At 62.5% G+C, this 16,240-nt stretch carries 12 protein-coding genes and 2 pseudogenes; 8 read left to right on the top strand and 6 right to left on the bottom strand.

Features of this window, described 5'->3' with window-relative positions:
• Positions 1 to 137 precede the first annotated feature (137 nt).
• Positions 138 to 533 (top strand): hypothetical protein, encoded by a 396-nt coding sequence (locus D0N36_RS02095; protein ID WP_116939394.1) that lies wholly within the window; start codon positions 138 to 140, stop codon positions 531 to 533.
• A gap of 88 nt (positions 534 to 621) precedes the next feature.
• Here D0N36_RS02095 and D0N36_RS02090 read toward each other — a convergent pair whose 3' ends face one another.
• Together D0N36_RS02090 and D0N36_RS02085 are read right to left on the bottom strand one after the other, a co-directional pair.
• On the bottom strand, positions 622 to 2,460 hold the full coding sequence (locus D0N36_RS02090) for a hypothetical protein (protein ID WP_190242478.1): 1,839 nt from the start codon (positions 2,458 to 2,460) through the stop codon (positions 622 to 624).
• A gap of 77 nt (positions 2,461 to 2,537) precedes the next feature.
• Positions 2,538 to 3,263, bottom strand: a complete 726-nt coding sequence (locus tag D0N36_RS02085; protein ID WP_116939393.1) for a glycosyltransferase family 2 protein — start codon at positions 3,261 to 3,263, stop codon at positions 2,538 to 2,540.
• A gap of 239 nt (positions 3,264 to 3,502) precedes the next feature.
• Here D0N36_RS02085 and D0N36_RS02080 point away from each other — a divergent pair.
• The 4 genes and pseudogenes from D0N36_RS02080 to D0N36_RS02065 all read left to right on the top strand — a co-directional run bounded on the left by D0N36_RS02080 (position 3,503) and on the right by D0N36_RS02065 (position 6,837).
• Positions 3,503 to 4,029: pseudogene (locus tag D0N36_RS02080) on the top strand (3-hydroxyanthranilate 3,4-dioxygenase).
• 113 nt (positions 4,030 to 4,142) lie between these two features.
• Positions 4,143 to 5,420, top strand: a complete 1,278-nt coding sequence (gene kynU, locus D0N36_RS02075) for a kynureninase (protein ID WP_116939392.1) — start codon at positions 4,143 to 4,145, stop codon at positions 5,418 to 5,420.
• 110 nt (positions 5,421 to 5,530) lie between these two features.
• A complete protein-coding gene (locus D0N36_RS02070; protein ID WP_116939391.1) occupies positions 5,531 to 6,226 on the top strand; it encodes a hypothetical protein in 696 nt (231 codons plus the stop codon).
• Between the two features lie 17 nt (positions 6,227 to 6,243).
• Positions 6,244 to 6,837 (top strand): alpha-ketoglutarate-dependent dioxygenase AlkB family protein, encoded by a 594-nt coding sequence (locus D0N36_RS02065; protein ID WP_116939390.1) that lies wholly within the window; start codon positions 6,244 to 6,246, stop codon positions 6,835 to 6,837.
• 103 nt (positions 6,838 to 6,940) lie between these two features.
• On the opposite strand, the pseudogene D0N36_RS02060 reads toward D0N36_RS02065, so the two are convergent.
• The 3 genes and pseudogenes from D0N36_RS02060 to D0N36_RS02050 all read right to left on the bottom strand — a co-directional run.
• Positions 6,941 to 8,389 (bottom strand): annotated as a pseudogene (locus tag D0N36_RS02060) (TonB-dependent receptor plug domain-containing protein); the annotation flags it as partial.
• Positions 8,308 to 9,549, bottom strand: a complete 1,242-nt coding sequence (locus D0N36_RS02055; RefSeq protein ID WP_190242477.1) for a carboxypeptidase-like regulatory domain-containing protein — start codon at positions 9,547 to 9,549, stop codon at positions 8,308 to 8,310. The pseudogene D0N36_RS02060 and the gene D0N36_RS02055, both read right to left, overlap by 82 nt.
• A gap of 218 nt (positions 9,550 to 9,767) precedes the next feature.
• A complete protein-coding gene (locus D0N36_RS02050) occupies positions 9,768 to 9,926 on the bottom strand; it encodes a hypothetical protein (RefSeq protein ID WP_190242476.1) in 159 nt (52 codons plus the stop codon).
• Between the two features lie 302 nt (positions 9,927 to 10,228).
• On the opposite strand from D0N36_RS02050, the gene D0N36_RS19465 reads away from it, so the two are divergent.
• The 3 genes from D0N36_RS19465 (at position 10,229) to D0N36_RS02040 (ending at position 12,499) form a co-directional block, all read left to right on the top strand.
• The gene (locus D0N36_RS19465; RefSeq protein WP_242478769.1) at positions 10,229 to 10,915 is read left to right on the top strand and encodes an FAD-dependent oxidoreductase; all 687 of its coding nucleotides are present in this window, start codon (positions 10,229 to 10,231) and stop codon (positions 10,913 to 10,915) included.
• A complete protein-coding gene (locus tag D0N36_RS19460) occupies positions 10,912 to 11,610 on the top strand; it encodes an FAD-dependent oxidoreductase (RefSeq protein ID WP_242478767.1) in 699 nt (232 codons plus the stop codon). The genes D0N36_RS19465 and D0N36_RS19460 overlap by 4 nt, the downstream gene beginning before the upstream one ends.
• 160 nt (positions 11,611 to 11,770) lie before the next feature.
• Positions 11,771 to 12,499 (top strand): LytR/AlgR family response regulator transcription factor, encoded by a 729-nt coding sequence (locus D0N36_RS02040; RefSeq protein WP_116939387.1) that lies wholly within the window; start codon positions 11,771 to 11,773, stop codon positions 12,497 to 12,499.
• Positions 12,500 to 12,581: 82 nt separating this feature from the next.
• On the opposite strand, the gene D0N36_RS02035 is transcribed toward D0N36_RS02040, so the two are convergent.
• Complete coding sequence (locus tag D0N36_RS02035) at positions 12,582 to 16,172, bottom strand: PAS domain S-box protein (protein ID WP_116939386.1); 3,591 nt, start codon at positions 16,170 to 16,172, stop codon at positions 12,582 to 12,584.
• Positions 16,173 to 16,240: the final 68 nt, after the last annotated feature.

The following is a 16,240-nucleotide window of genomic DNA, read 5'->3' as shown; positions in this document are numbered from 1 at the left end:
CCACTGCTTTCCAGCCTGCTGTTGCTACTGCTCGCGGCTGCCTGCTCCTCCGAAAAAAAGCCGCCGCGGCCGACCCTAACCTCATCACCCACAACGATTTTGAGGCTGCCCTGGGCTGGGCCGGAGACCCGGAGGCCGTGAGCAAGGTGCAGGCCCATTCGGGTAGGTATTCCATCTTCGTCGACCGCACGCGCGAGTTCAGCCTGACGTTCAACGCGCCCCTGTACCGGACCGTCTCATTCCGGCCGCACAGCGTGGAAGTGGAGGCGTGGGTGTACCTGACCGACGACAACTCGACCGCCGAGCTGGGTGTGCAGCTAGTCAATTCTGCCACTGATAATACGGAGCTGTTCGGCGACGGCATCAAGCTGCAGGAGGCGGCCAAGGTGCATAAGAAATGGGTGAAAGTTGCCAAAACCATCGTACTGCCCGACAGTGTAAAGCCCACCCAGCACCTGAAAGTATTTCTGTGGCGCTCCAACGCCACCTCTCCGGTCTACGTCGATGACATTACCATAAAGGCTATCGAGTAAAGGCAGTCATAATCGGCTAAACACAAAGGCAACAGGCCGTTATGCAGTGCATAACGGCCTGTTGCCTTGTCGAGCGGTCGGGCCCTGCTTACGGTGTCACCTCCACCGGAAAGCGCAGCGTCACCGGCCAGTCGCGGTAGTTCTGGCTGATCAGGCTGACTTCGAAGGTGTAGCGGCCGGGTCGGGTCGGAGTCTGCAACGCCAGCGTCTGGGTCCAGGGCTGCCAGACGTCGAGTTCCAGTGGCGTGGGCACCGGCATGGCATCGGCCGGCCAGTCGCCATTGCGGTAGAAGGCGGTGCGCAACATTGTGGGGTGCTCAACCCAGATTGCCGAGTGCAGCGGCCGGTTGGCCGGCGGCACGGAAACGCGCACCCGAATGGTGTGCTGCTCGCCGGCCGTCCAGCGGGCCGGCGCTGTATCGGGCAGGCTGAGCGTTACGCTGCGGTTGGCCTCGATGTAGGCAGCCAGCTCGGCCGGCTCCTGCGGCGGTGCGGAGTTGAGCCGGCGGTAGATAGTGGTGGACGGAAACCGCACGTAGCGGGTGGGCATTTCGGCCGCGGGCAGCGCCTCGAAGGGCCCCAGCAGCACCCCGGGTTGGCTGCCCTGCTGCGCCAGCCCATCAATATCCCAGCCCACGCGGATAGTCTGCACCGAATCGGGGCTTTGCTGGGCGCTGCGAATCAGCGTTTCGCTGGCCAGGGCCCACCAAGGCCAGCCCGCCCGAATCTGGTGCGGGTCGATGTTATCGGGGTAGAGCAGAAACTTGCCCTCGGGAAACTGCCTGGTGTAGGCCAACACGTGCGTAATCCACTGCTGATAAGCAGTGTAAGGCGGGTGGCGCTGCCAGACAAGGCTTACCCGGGCCACCAGTACCACCGCCAGCAGCCCCGCCACCGCTACCGGCGCCCAGCGGGGCCAGCGGCCTTCCAGGGCGGGCAGCAACTCCAGCGCCAGCGGTATAGCCACGAATAGCGTGAGGGGCATGTAGAAGTTTTCCAGGTAAGACAGCTCCGTGTACTCGGCGCGGGTTACGCTGATAATGAACACGTAGCCCACCACGAAGCCCCACATCAGCAGCAGCCGCAGCAGCGCCAGAAGGGTGCCTTTTCGCAGGTAAAACACCGTTAGCACCAGCAGCAGCACCGGCAGGGCCACGAACTCGGTGCGGCACAGCTCCCAGAACGTATCGAAGCTATTCAGCGAGAAGTAGTCGGGGAAGTACCGCTTCAGGTTGGGGCCGAAGGTCATCTGCGTGGTTTCGTACGAGCCAGGCGGCGTAAGCAGCACCCGCAGCGCATAGCTGGCCAGCCCCACCACCAACAGGCCGTAATAGAGCGGGTCGCGGAAGCGCTGATTCAGCAACCAGTCGTAGCTCCACATAAACAGGAAGCCCAGCAGCAGCAGCGGGTGGGCGAAAATGGCCACCGGAATAAGCGTGGCCAGCGCCAGGGTACTGAAGCGCCGCTGCAGCGGCAGCTGCCGCGAAATACCGGCGTAGTAGAGCAGCAGCGCTGCCAGCCCCTGCGGCAGCTCCGACTGCGCCCAATAGAATGTGTGCGAAGTCAGCAATACGTAGCACAGCGCCATTACCAGCGCCACCTGCTCATTGCGCAGCCAGTAGGCGCAGGCCAGCAGCACGGCCAGATAGTAGCCGATAAACGCCACCGAGTACAGCCGCATCACCACATCGAGCGGCAACCCAGCCTTAATGGCCAGCAGCGTGGGCAGCTGCGTGACAATGGCCGCGAAGCGCCGGTTCTGCACGAACAGCGCCTTGTCCTTCAGGTAGTAGAACAGGTGGTAGGCCAGGTCGTAGTAGGCCGTGCGCTCCACATAAAAATGCCAGGCCAGGGCCAGCAGGGCAAGCATGGTGGCAATGGCCAGGTACAGCGGCAGGCGCGTAGCGTAGCGTTTCGATAGCAGCATAGAGAAGATGGAGCGACAGAGGGAAGCCGCCTGATGCGGCCGCTTAAACCAGGGCGGCCGGCGGCCGGGCCGCGGGATTACCCGCCCAGCAGCCCGTACTTAATAATGCAGTAGATGGCGCGAAATCCGTCGCGCCACCCGATTTTCTTGCCCTCGGCGTAGGTGCGGCCGTAGTAGCTGATGCCCACCTCGTAGATGCGGACGTTGGGCACGCGGGCCACTTTGGCCGTTACTTCGGGTTCGAAGCCGAAACGCTGCTCCTCCAACTGCAGCCCCTGCACGATGTCGCGCCGGAACAGTTTGTAGCACGTTTCCATATCCGTCAGGTTCAGGTCGGTGCAGGCGTTTGACAGGAAAGTGAGCACGGCGTTGCCGATGCTGTGCCAGAAAAACAGGATGCGGTGGGGGTTGCCGCCCATAAAGCGCGAGCCGTACACCACGTCGGCAAAGCCGCGCAGCACGGGCTTGATGAGCAGGTTGTATTCCTCCGGGTCGTATTCGAGGTCGGCGTCCTGAATGATAACGTAGTCGCCGGTAGCCTCGCGGATGCCCGTGTGCAGGGCCGCGCCCTTGCCCTTGTTCACGGTGTGGCGAAGCAGCCGCAGCGCCAGCTCGGGGTATTTGGCCGCGTAGGCCTCAATTGTGCTCACCGACTGGTCGGAAGAGCAATCATCCACCAGAATTATCTCCTTGGCAATATCGTTCACCAGGCGCAGGTCGCGCAGCAGATCCAAGATCTGATGAATGGTACGGGCCTCATTATAGACGGGAATAATAATAGAGAGCGTGCGAAACTGGACCAAAGCAGGAGCGGATAGGTGGCTAATTGGCCAAAGATAGCGGGGGCGAAGAAAAGGCCGCTTATTATTTTGCTGCCGCGGCGTAAGCGGCCGGTTGCGCCGCGGGCCGGGGGCCACAGCTGCCCCAACGCCGTATAAAGCCCGAACCGCGGGCGGCCCCACCGGCCGGAATTTCGTTATTTGCCGGCCGTGGATTCTTTGGCCCCGAACGAAAGCGTACCATCTTCCCCATCATTCGCCTCATGCCCATCGCCCGTCCGTTCAACTTTCAGCAGTGGATTGATGACCACCGCCACCTGCTGAAGCCCCCCGTGGGCAACCAGCAGGTGTTCAAAGACAACAAGGATTTCATTGTGATGGTAGTGGGCGGCCCCAATGCCCGCAAGGATTACCACGTGGATGAGGGCGAGGAGCTGTTTCTGCAGCTTGAAGGCGACATGGTAGTGAAAATAATAGAGGATGGCCGGCCGGTGGACATCGAGATAAAAGCAGGCAGCATGTTCCTGCTGCCGGGCGGCGTGCCCCACTCGCCCCGGCGGCGGCCGGCTCGATAGGCCTGGTGCTGGAGCGCTATCGCACGGCCGGAGAGCTCGACGGCTTCCAGTGGTACTGCGAAAACTGCGGCCACCAGCTTCACGAGGAGTACGTCGAAATCACCGACATCGTGGCCCAGCTACCACCCGTCATGGACCGGTTCTGGGCCTCCGATGCGCTGCGCACCTGCACGGTATGCGGCACCTACATGGAAGCGCCCGCCACCGCACCGTAGTATGCACCTCCTGTTTGGCTCACTTCACCTGGATAAACCCGGGCCACCAGGAGGCCATAATCATGCGGGCAGGTGGCTAGGCGGGCGGGGCTAAGGGTGGTATCTTTGCCGGGATGACGTTTGAACCCACCCTCGCTTTCGCCCGCCAGCTCGACGCCCAGGACCCACTGCGCGACTTCCGGCAGCAGTTCCTGATTCCACCTGGCCCCGACGGGCAGGGCGAGTGCCTGTATTTCTGCGGCAACTCGCTGGGCCTGCAGCCGCGCACGGCCCGCGCCGCCGCCGAAGTGCAGTTTGCGAACTGGCAGAATCTGGCCGTAGAGGGCCACTTTAAGGGCGATACGCCCTGGATGCCTTTCCACGAGCGGCTGCAGGGCCCCTCGGCCCGCATTGTGGGCGCCAAGCCCCACGAGGTGGTGGTGATGAACAACCTCAGCACCAACCTGCACCTGCTGCTCATCAGCTTCTACCAGCCCACCGCCACCCGCTACAAGGTGCTCATGGAGGGCGGCGCATTTCCGTCTGACCAGTACGCGCTCGAAACCCAGGTGAAGCTACGCGGCTTTGCGCCCGACGACGCCATTGTGGAGCTGCAGCCCCGCCCCGGCGAGCACACGCTGCGCACCGAAGACATTGTGGCCAAAATTGAGGAACTGGGCGATTCGCTCTGCACCATCATCATGGGCGGCATCAACTACTACACCGGCCAGGTGTTCGATATGCCAGACATTACCCGCGCCGGCCACGCCGCCGGGGCCATGGTGGGCTTCGACCTAGCCCACGCCGCCGGCAACGTGCCCCTGCAGCTGCACGACTGGGACGTGGATTTTGCCTGCTGGTGTTCCTACAAGTACCTCAACTCGGGGCCCGGCGGGGTAGCCGGTGCCTACGTGCACGAGCGGTTTGCCGACCAGCCCGAGCTGCTGCGCCTGGCTGGCTGGTGGGGCCACGACGAGAAGGAGCGCTTTCAGATGAAAAAGGGCTTTAAGCCCATGCACGGCGCGGCCGGCTGGCAGCTTTCCAACGGTACCATTCTGGCGCTGGCGGTGCATGAGGCCGCCCTCAAAATCCACGACGAAGCCGGCGGCATGCCCGCGCTGCGCCGCAAAAGCGAGCTGCTGACGGGCTACCTGGAGTTCTTCATCCGGCGCCTGGGCCTGGGCCCCGACCGGCTCGAAATCATTACGCCCCAGGACCCTGCCCAGCGCGGCTGCCAGCTCTCGTTGCTGGTGCACCAGGGCGGCCGCGACCTGTTCGAGCACCTGATGGCCGTGGGCGTTATCGGCGACTGGCGCGAGCCCAACGTCATCCGCCTGGCCCCTACCCCGCTCTACAACACCTTCGAAGACGTGTGCCGGGTAGGCGAGGTGCTGACCGAATGGGCGAAGTAGTTGTTAGTTGTCAGTTGCCAGTTGTCAGGCGGTTCTATAGAACGACAACTGCAACTGACAACCAGCAGCTGACAACTCATCACTGACAACGAGCAATTATTAACTGAATCATGGCGGAAGATTTCCTGGCGAAGATGAGCCGCAAAACGGTGGCTGAGCTGCACGAATACGTGGAGCAGCGCTACCAGTACCGCGAGGAGGCCGTGCTGGCCGCTCTCGCGGAGCTGGAGCGCCGCGGCCTGCCCGAGCCCAACGCCGAGGCCTTGATGGCCGAGCTGCGCCTGGGCCAGGAGCAGACCGAGCGCCGTGATGCCGTAGTGCGGGCCGAGGCTGACGAGCAGGCCCAGGCCCGCCGCGTATCGCGCGGCGAGGCCCTGCCCGAGGTAGCCGAAGCCACCGGCCCCAAGCTATTTTCGCTGGGGGCTATTACCATCTTCTCGGTTCTTTTCAGCATGATTGCCGGGGGCGTGATGCTGGTGCTGAACCTGCGCGCACTGCAGCGCAACCGGGCCGCGCTGCTCGTAATTGCTTTTGTAGTGGCCTATGTGTTTGGCGGCGGCTACCTGGTACTGTGGCTGAAAAGCCTGTATGGCGAGCAGGTAAACTGGCTGGGCTCGTTCTTCAACCTACCGGCCATTCTGGTGTACAACCTGTTTTTCTGGCCGCGTTACATCGGGCGGCAACCTTACCGCAGCCGCTCGTGGGTGGCTCCCCTGCTTATCTGCGGGCTATTGCTGCTGGGCCTTTACTACCTGTTTGCCCAGATACAGGGGGCCCTGCCCGCCGGAATGCCCAACGCGCTGTAGGCCCGGCCGCCGCTCCTATGCCCCTGCAACCACTGCTCCTGCCGGCCGCCGAAGTGCTGCTGGATACCGGCTTTCTGGCCCCGACCGAAGCGGCGGCCTTGCTGGCCGAGCTGACAGCTGCCGTGCTCTGGCAGCAGCAGCCCATCCGGCTGTTTGGCAAAGAGGTGATGCAGCCCCGGATGACGGCCTGGTACGGCGACCCCGAGGCTACTTACCGCTACTCGGGCCTGCGCCTGGACCCGCTGCCGTGGCTGCCGGCCCTGCAGCAGTTGCGGGCGCGGGTAGAAGCGGCCACCGGGGCCCGCTTTAATAGTGTGCTGCTAAACCTCTACCGCTCGGGCCACGACAGCATGGGCTACCACGCCGACAACGAACCCGAGCTGGGCCCCGCGCCCGTTATTGCCTCCCTCACGCTGGGCGCCACCCGCACCTTCCGGCTGCGGCCCCGCCCCGGCGTGCCGGCCCACGGCCTCAGCCTGCCCCTTACCGCCGGCAGCCTGCTGCTGATGCGCGGCCCCACCCAGCAAAACTGGCTGCACGCGCTGCCCAAAACAGCCCGTCCTGTTGGACCACGGCTGAATCTCACATTTCGGCTGGTGGTTGGCCGCTAACGGGCAATGGCCGGGCAATGCGGTAATCCGTCTCTTCTCACAACGAAAAAACGCCCCCGCAACGATTGTTGCGGGGGCGTTTAGTATAGAAGCTGTCGACCTCTTACTTCACGTCAAGCTGCAGGCCCAGGTATAATAGGCGACCAATCTGTGGGCCGCCATACACCTGAATGTTGTTGGCATTGAAGATGTTGGAACCTCCACCCTGGAGCGTGAGCCCCAATTTGGCGAAGTTGTAGCCCAGGTAGGCATCGGTTACGCTATAGTCGGCGAGCTGGCCCACCGCGAAGGGCGTGCCGTACTCGTGGCCCTGTGCCCAGCGGTAGTTGAGGGCGTAGCTCAGGTTGCTGATGACGGTGCCGCTGGCGCCTACGTTGTACTTGTGCTTGGGCGTGTTGAAATAGGTCTGGAAGTCGGCGTTCTGTACGTCGGTATCGTCCTGCACGTTAAGCGTGTAGTTGGCGGCCAGTTTCAGCGCGGGCGCGAAAGCGTAGGTCAGGCCCAGGGCTGCACCCTGCGTGTTCACCTGCTGGTTGGCATTGGTCCACACCTGCAATATGCGGCTGCCCGCTGCGCCAAACGTGGCCGGACGGCTGCCATCGGGGTTGCCGTTGAAGCGCTGGGCACCGATAAAGTCGTTGTAGGAGTTGCGGTAATAGTTCACATCTACGGCCAGCTTCTCGCCGATGGCTCCTTTGTAGCCTACTTCATACGTGCTCAGGCGCTCCAGCTTCAGCGAGGCAATATCAATAGCCAATGGTCCGGCAGCGCCCACTCTGGTCAGGCTGTAGCCCTGGAAACCGTTGTCCACGTTGCCCAGCAGTAGCAGCTGGCCCACATCGAGCCGAATGTACTGGTCGAGCTGGGTGGGCGAACGGAAGGCGCGGCCGAAGCTGGCCCGGAAGTTATGCTGGCGCGTAGCCCCCACCGAGTACACCACCGAAGCCCGGGGCGAGAAGGCCGGCTTGAAGTTCTTGAAAGCATCGATCCGGCCAGCCAACGCCACTTTCAGGCGCTCGTCGAGCAGCTTCTTGGTTAGCTGTGCGTAGCCCCCGAATTCGTTGTTCTGAATCCGGTTCTCAATGTCGCTGAACAGGTTGCCGTTGGAGCCCAGACGGAACTTGCGGTAGGCCGCGCCCACAATCAGGTCAGCCGTTTCGGCCAGCCGGAAGTTGTACTGGGCGTTGCCTTCGTTGAGCAGCGAGCTGGGGTTGAGCCGGGCTCCACGACCGGGCGTCGCGTCGCTGATGATCTGGCTGCGCAGGTTGCGGAACTCGGCCGAGTTGGGGTCGAGCTGGAAAGCGCCCTGGCTCACCAGCGAAAAAGCCGTCTGCTGGGCCTGTTCGTTGGTCTGGCCCTTGCCGCGTGACACGGCATACTCATTCAGATAGGCCCCAAAGTAGCGCTGGGCGTAGGTGGTGCCGCCACCCGTGGCAATGGGCGAATTCTGGATAAACGAGCCCAGCAGGTTCAAATCGTACGAGTTGGCCCCGAAATCCTGCACCGACTGCCCGCGCACAAACCAGCGGCTACCCTTAATTTCGCCGTGGTACTGGTTGGTGCCATAGTCCTTGAACCGGTAACGGCTGGAGCTCTGGTAGCTGGCCGTGCCGCGGCTGTAGCTGCGCCTACGGTTACTTTTATGGTGTTAGTAAGCAGGTACGACAACGACGGCTGCACTTTCAGCGACTTGGCCCGCTCGTCGGTTCCTACCAGCGCTTGCTCGGCAAAACCGGGCATAAACAGCGTTTTACCCCGCAAATCGGCAATCGGATAGCTATCCGGCACCCGGAAGGCCACGTCGCCGTAGTTGTTCACCGCATCGTACCCCAGCGTCGAGCCCTGGTCATTGTTGCGGCTCTCCACCCGCCGGTCGGTAGCCGAGTAGTTTTCGGCCAACCAGTCGTCGGCCGTCAGGTAGGCACCCGTAACCTTGAAGGCGAACTTCTGGCCGATACGCTTGGCGTAGCGGAGCTGGCCGTCGAAAAGGGCACGCCCGCCGCCGCGCACACGCAGCGTCAGGCCCTCGGTTACGAAGGGGTCTTTCGAGTTCTGGAGCAGCACCCCGTTGAAGGCGTTGGCACCGTACAGGGCCGAGGCCGGCCCGTGGATAATTTCGATGCTTTCTATATCGATTTCGGGCAGGCCCTGGAGGTTGCCCGAGTTGATGTTGAGCGACGGCGACTGGGTGTCGAAATAGTCGGTCAGTTGAATCAGGCGCTCCGATTTGGGCGAGTTGAAGCCCCGGGTACTGAGCGAGTTCATCAGCATGCTCGTGCCGTTCACATCAATACCCTTGAACTGGTTCAGGCCCACCTGCACATCGGGCGGAGGCAGGCGCAATACCTGCTCCGAGGTCACCTTTTCCACCGTTACGGGGGCCTGCAGAATGTTCTCCTCTTTCCGCGAGGCCGAAGCAATTACTTCCGCAGCTTGAATGGGGTTGGGCTTGAGCGTCACCTTGATACCGTTATCGGGCTTGCTCAGCGTCAGCTCCTGGGTTACGTAGCCCACAAACGAAACGCTCAGTATTACGGGGCCATTGCTGAAATCGGTTCGCAACAGAAAGCCGCCGTCGCGGCTGGTGCTCGTACCAATGAAGGTGCCCTTGATGAATATGGTTGCTCCGGGCAGCGGTTGTCCGGTATCGGTAAGTACTGACCCGGTTACGGGTACCGCTTCCTGCGCCCAACCGGCCAGGCTCTGTCCCATCAGAAGTAGTAATAAGAGCAATAAACAGTAAGGTTTTCGCATGTAAAAAGAGGAAATGAAAAAATACAAAAAAGCCCCTTCTGCCAGAAGGGGCTGCAAATATATAGTAGGCATACCGCATATCCTACCTACAAGTAATTGATTACAAAAAGGTTGAGCTTTGAAAATTGGTATTTATATGGGATTTTTTATGCAGAAATAATTTTACCGACCCGAAACTAGTAGCGCACATCGGCTGGGCCATACAGCCACGGGCAATCCTCATCGCCCACCACATAGTCGCCGATGCGTACTACCCTACCAATGCCCTTCGCAGATGCCAGCAGCCGCTGCTGGCGCGGCTGCCGCGCCATATCATAGACAAACGTGAGCCGCACCAGATGCCGCCGCTGCCGGGCCCGCCGATGACGGGCGGATTTCGGTTGTATTCCGCATAAAACTAAAGTGGGGGCAGCTAGCATCGGGGGGCAATCTGTGGTCAAGTGGTTCTGTTTATAGTGCAAAGTACGGCACGCATCAGATGAGCGGATTTGCAAAAAAGCCGCGTCGGGGAACTTTCTCGTCCAACACCCCGAATGCCTCGGCCAACGTCTGGCATGCTACTGTTCTGCGCCCCTATACCAGCGCAATAGAGTACCTTCGGGGCCTCGTTCCGCTTTTTCCGCCTACCCTTTTGCTCATGCTTACTTCCTCCCCCGCCAACCCGCAGCCACCGGCCGAAACCCTCACCGTAATGGGCGCGGGGCTGGTGGGCTGTTTGCTGGCGCTGTACTTAGCCCGGCACGGCCACACGGTCGAGTTGTTTGAGCGCCGGCCCGACATCCGGGGCGAGGCCAAAGTGGAGGCCCGCTCCATCAATCTGGCCCTCTCCGACCGGGGCTGGCGGGCCCTGGAGGGCGTAGGCATTGCCGAGGCCGTGCGCGAGGTGGCCATTGCCATGCGCGGCCGCATGATGCACGGCGTGGATGGACAGCTCACGTTTCAGCCCTACGGCCACGACGGGCAGGCCATCTACTCGGTGTCGCGGGCCGGCCTGAACCGGCGGATGCTGGACTTGGTGGAGGAGCAGCCCGGCATCCGGGTGCAGTTTGAGCAGCACTGCCAGCGCGTGGATCTGCGCCGGAGCCAGCTGGAAATGCGCGACGAAACCACCGGCCAGACCCGCACCCAGCCCTATCAGCGCCTGTTTGGGGCCGATGGGGCCTACTCGGCCGTACGCGGGGCCATGCAGCGCACCGACCGGTTCAACTACTCGCAGCAGTACCTCGATTACGGCTACAAGGAGCTGACCATTGCTGCGGCCCCCGACGGCAGCTGGCCCCTCGACAAGCACGCGCTGCACATCTGGCCCCGGGCCAGTACATGATGATTGCGCTGCCCAACCTCGACGGCTCGTTCAACTGCACCCTGTTTTTTCCCTATGAGGGGGCCAAATCCTTTGCGGCCCTGCAAACCCCAGCCCAGGTACGCACCTTTTTTGCCGAGCACTTCGCCGATGCGCTGCCGCTGATGCCGGACCTGGAAACGGAGTTCTTCGCCAACCCTACCAGCTCGCTCGTTACCGTGCGCTGCTTTCCGTGGAGCTACAACGACGACGTGCTGCTACTCGGCGACGCCTCACACGCCATTGTGCCCTTCTATGGCCAGGGCATGAACTCGGGCTTCGAAGACTGCGCCGTGCTGGCCGAGCTGCTGGAAGAGCATGGCGCCGACTGGCCGCACATTATGCGCCGGTTTGAAGCCATGCGCAAGCCCAATACCGACGCCATGGCCGACCTGGCCGTGTACAATTTCTACGAAATGCGCGACCGGGTAGCCGACCCGCGCTTCCTGCTCCAGAAAAAGATTGAGGGCCGGCTGGCTGCCCAGTTCCCGGCGCAATGGCAGCCCCTCTACTCGCAGGTTACGTTTTCGCACCTGCCCTATGCCGAGGCCCTGGCCAACGGGCAGGCACAGGAGCAGGTAATGCAGCGCCTGATGCCGCACATCCAGTCCGAGGCCGATTATGAGCGGCCCGAGGTGCAGGCACTGGTAGCCGCCGAGATGGCGCTCCGCAGCTAATGCCGGTGCCATTGCACAGCTTGGCCGATTAATCCAAAAAGGTTAGCTTAGCCACTCCACTATTACGCTGCGCCCCCAGATAAGTCCCTTTTCGGGGCAGCTCCGATGGCGTGGGTTGGGGCCGCGGCCCAGCTTTCTTCACCCTTATCCCTACGCTACCATGGCCAGTATCCTCACCTGCGCTATTATCGATGATGAAGAAATCAACCGGCTGACACTGGAGCATTATATTTCGCTCACCAGCTCCCTGAAGCTGGTCGAATCGATGGACGACGCGCTACAGGGCCTGAACTACTTCCGGGCCGGAAACCGCGTGGATGTGCTGTTTCTGGATGTGCAGATGCCCCAGCTCAACGGCCTCGACTTGCTGCGCATTCTGCCCGACCCACCCATCGTCATCCTCACCACGGCCCACGAAGACTTTGCCGTCGATGCCTTCGACCTGCGCGTAACCGATTACCTGGTTAAGCCCTTCGATTATGCCCGCTTCAGCCGGGCGGTGCAGCGGGCCCTGCTACAGCACGAAACGCCGGCTGCCGCCGCTGCGGTACCGGCCACTTCCATGGTCGCCCCCGATAATGACCTGTTCGTGAAAGTGAACAGTAAAATGGTGCGCATCAACTTCGACGAGGTGCTCTACATCGAAGCCCTGTCTGATTACGTGGTAATCGTTACCGAAAAGCAGAAGTACATCGTGTATACCACCATGAAGTCGCTGGATGCGCGCCTGCCCTTCGAGCATTTCGTACGCGTACACCGCTCCTACATTCTCAACCTCAAGCGCATCGAGGCCATCGAGGACGGGGCGGCTGTGGTACCCGGTGGCCAGCACGTACCCATTGGCAAATCCTACCAGGAGGCCTTTTTCAGCAAACTGAACCGTATATAGAGTTGCGCTTAGTGCTCGGGGCGTAGTGCGTAGGCCGTTCTGAACAGCTTACGCCCTACGCCCCAAGCACTAAGCGCAACTACTATTCCACCCGCACCGTACCGAGTTGCTCGACGGCGGCGGTGAGCGTTTCGGCCAGCGCAAAGGTGGCGCTCAGCAAGATATCGGAGTCGGGCAGGGCATAGGTAGTGGGGCGCGAGAGAGGTTCGAGCAGGGCAATGGCCTCCTCGGTACTACCGATGCTCAGCAGCTGCAGCGAGGGGCGTAGCTTGTGGGCCAGCATGCCCACGGCGGGCCAGTCGGCGGCAGCGGCGGCTTCGCGCAGCTGGCTCACGACCAGCGGCGTGTGCGTGCGAAACGAGCCAATAATTTTCTGCATGAAAATGCTGCTGCCGTGGGCCGTATCGCGCAGCCGGGTGAGGTCGAACAGGGTTGGAACGGACCCGGGCAGTACCGCTGCCTCTGGCTCGGCCGCGACTACGGGCAGAGGCGGAACAGGCTGAATTTCCAGAACGGCAACCGCCACGGGCCGCAGGTTGGCTTCGAGCTTATGAAACAGCTCATCTTCCTCAAACGGTTTCGACAGATAATCGAGGCCGGCGGCGCGGTAGGCGTCGTTATCGGAGCGCATCACGTTGGCTGTGAGGGCAATTACGGGCGTATTAGCCCGGTGGGGGTCGGGGTGGCGGCGCAGCTCGTGGGCTACATCGAGGCCGCTCATGCCGGGCATCTGGATATCCATCAGCACCACATCGTAGAGGCGGGCTTCGAGTTGGTGCAGGGCCTCGGGGCCGTCGGAAGCTACGTGCGCTTCCACGGCCCAGCCTTCCAGCATCAGCAGGGCCAGCTGCTGATTGACGGGGTGGTCTTCGACCAGTAGTACCCGCCGGCCCCGGAGCCGGCCATAGTCGGGCAGGGGTCGGGGTGCGGGGGCCGGGGCCAGCTTGCCCGCCTTGGGGAGCGTGAGCGTGAAATAGAACGCACTGCCCTGCCCCTCGGCGCTTTCCACCCACATGCGGCCGCCCAGCTGCTCCACCAGCCGCCGGCTGATGGTCAGGCCCAGGCCCGTGCCCCCGAAGCGCCGCGAAATATCAGCGTAGGCCTGGGCAAAGTTTTCGAAGATGCTTTCCTGCTTGTCGGGCGCAATGCCAATGCCGGTGTCGCGTACGCAGAACTCCAGGGCCAGCTCCGTATCGGTTTCGTGCAGCAGGCGGCCGCCGAGCTCCACGCAGCCCTGGTGGGTGAACTTGAGGGCGTTGCTGAGCAGATTGAGCAGGATCTGGTTGAGCCGGCCGGGGTCGCCCACCACCAGCGAAAGGGGCAGCTCGAGGGGCTTTACCCGGAAATCAAGGCCCTTCTCCTCGGCCCGGTAAGCCAGGGTCTGCACGGCTTCCTTAACCGACTGGCAGATATCGAACGGCACCCGTTCGAGCTCCAGCTGGCCGGCTTCCATTTTCGCTACGTCGAGCACATCGTTGATAACGGTGAGCAAATGGCGGCCCGAGCTGCGCAGAATCCGCAGGTGTTCCTGCTGGGTTTCGTTGAGCGGCGTTTTGGCCAGCAGCCCGGCCATCCCCAAAATGCCGTTGATGGGTGTGCGGATTTCGTGACTCATGTTGGCCAGGAAATTTTCCTTGGCCTGGGCGGTGTTTTCTGCTTCCTCCTTAGCCCGAATCAGCTCTTTTTCGGCCAGCAGGCGCTCGGTTATTTCCTGGCCATAGGCAATTACGTAGGGTTTCTCGCCGGGCTCCTCTACCCGGTAGTTGTCGTAGATGAGGTGATGGAGCCGGCCGTCGGGGCCGCTGAGCGTGAGCAGGCCCGTAAGCTGCTGCTGCTCGTGGGCCTGGCGCAGGTACTTCCCGAGCTCGTCGTGGAAGCCCGGGTCGAGAATTTCGCGCAGCATGCGGCCCACCAGTCGTTCGGGCGCGGCGCCTACCAGCTGGGCCGCGGCCGGGTTCACCGACAAAATCCGGCCGGTCAGGTCGTGGGTGCAGATCAGGGCCTGGGAGTACTGCATCAGGTCGCGGTACTGCTTGGTGCTTTTCTCCAGGGTCTGCCGGGCATTTTTCATCTCCGTGATGTCGGTACTTACTCCCAGCACGTTCACGCTGCCATCGGCCCGCACCAGCGGGCGCTTCACGGTTTGCAGCCACATGGTGGTGCCATTGCGCAGCGTGAAGGTGTTTTCGTGCACCAGCTCCTGCCCCGTGCGCAGCACAAACTCATCGGAGGCAGTAAATTCTTCCAACTCCCGGGCAGCCATACTGCCGGGCTCGGGGCTCTGGCGGTGGCTGCTGAGTTCGAGCAGCTCGTTGAAGGTGCGGTTGCTGAACAGCACGTTTGCCCGGCCATCAGTAGCCCAGATAGCGCTGGGCGTTGTATCGACTACGGCCCGGATGAACGCCTGGTTTTCTCGCAGCTCGGCTTCGCGCTGGCGCAGCAGCTCTTCGGCGTTGTAGCGGTCGGTTATGTCGATGCCGTAGCCAATAACCATGCGCAGCTCGCCGGCCGGCGTAAACACGGGGGCCATGTGGCGCAGGGCCAGCCGCGCACCATCATGACCCATCAGATGCTCCTCCCAGGCCAGCGTAACGCGCTGGCTTACCACCTGCTCGAACTGCTGGCGGCGGTGCCGGGCCTGCTTGTCGGAGCGCCGGCGGTAGGCGGCATACTCAAAGTCGTCGTGGCCGATAATCCAGTGGCGCAGCTTGTCGTTGCGGATAGCGGCCGGGTTAACGAACTGGTAGCGGTGCCGGGCATCAAACACAGCCACATCGGCGGGCAGCTGGTTGAGCACAGTTTCGTAGAACTCCTGCTGCTCGGCCAAGCGCTTTTCGGCTTCCTTGAGCGGGGTAATATCGGTCAGGTAGAGGTTGGCGTACTGGTCGTCGGGGAAGGGCGTGATGGCCAGCTGAAAGCAGCGCGGCCCGAAATCGACTTCCAGCTGCACCAGCTCCTGCGTGCCGAGGGCCTGGCAGGCGGCCGCGTACAACTGCCCGGCCAGCGCCGGCTCGGCCTCCGGCTGCAGGTATTCGAGGCGCAACGCCTCGGCCGCCGGGTTGCTGTACAGCAGCCGGCCATCGGCGTGCAGCCGCAGAATCAGGTTGGGGTCCTGGCCCGGAATGCGCGAGAGTGAGTGCAGGTACTGCTCGGCCCGGCGGGCCTGCGTTACGTCGCGAAACGAGAGCAGATAGCCGGCCGCCACCAGCTCGTCGGGGCCGCTGAGGGGTACAAAGTCCAGTTCAAGCACCGTTCCGTCGGCCAGCTCCAGATCCTGACCCAGCACCCGCTGGTTGGCCTGGCGCAGCGCATCGAGGCGCTGGCGGGCCAGTTCGGGCCGGGCGGTGTGGGCCTGCAGGGTTTCCAGCAGCGGCTCTACCGGGCAGTCGAGCTGGCCCAGCGGCAGGGCTTCACTGATGCCAAACAGGTCGCAAAACTCCTGGTTAAGCAGCGCAACTGTACCGTTCTGGTGGGCCACCAGCACGGCCACGCGCAGGTTTTGGGTCAGGCGCGTAATACTGTCGGTGAGCCGGCCAACAGTGCGCTGCGTGGAGGCCAGGTGGCGGCGCAGGCCAGCCACCTGGCCTTCGGCCGCCTGTCGGAGCCGGCGTTCCTGGGCCAGCTCGGCAGCCAGGCTTTCGGGGGTGGGAGCAGAAGCGGGAGTAGCAGCCATGGCACGAATAAACAGACCCCGAAGATACGCCGGATTCGCAACCGGCACCGGGCCGGGCCACCAAAGCA

The organism is Hymenobacter lapidiphilus (assembly GCF_003417065.2).
Taxonomy (GTDB): domain Bacteria; phylum Bacteroidota; class Bacteroidia; order Cytophagales; family Hymenobacteraceae; genus Hymenobacter.
The sequence above is the reverse complement of the archived record's forward strand: the minus strand, read 5'-3'. Positions and strand labels throughout refer to the sequence as shown.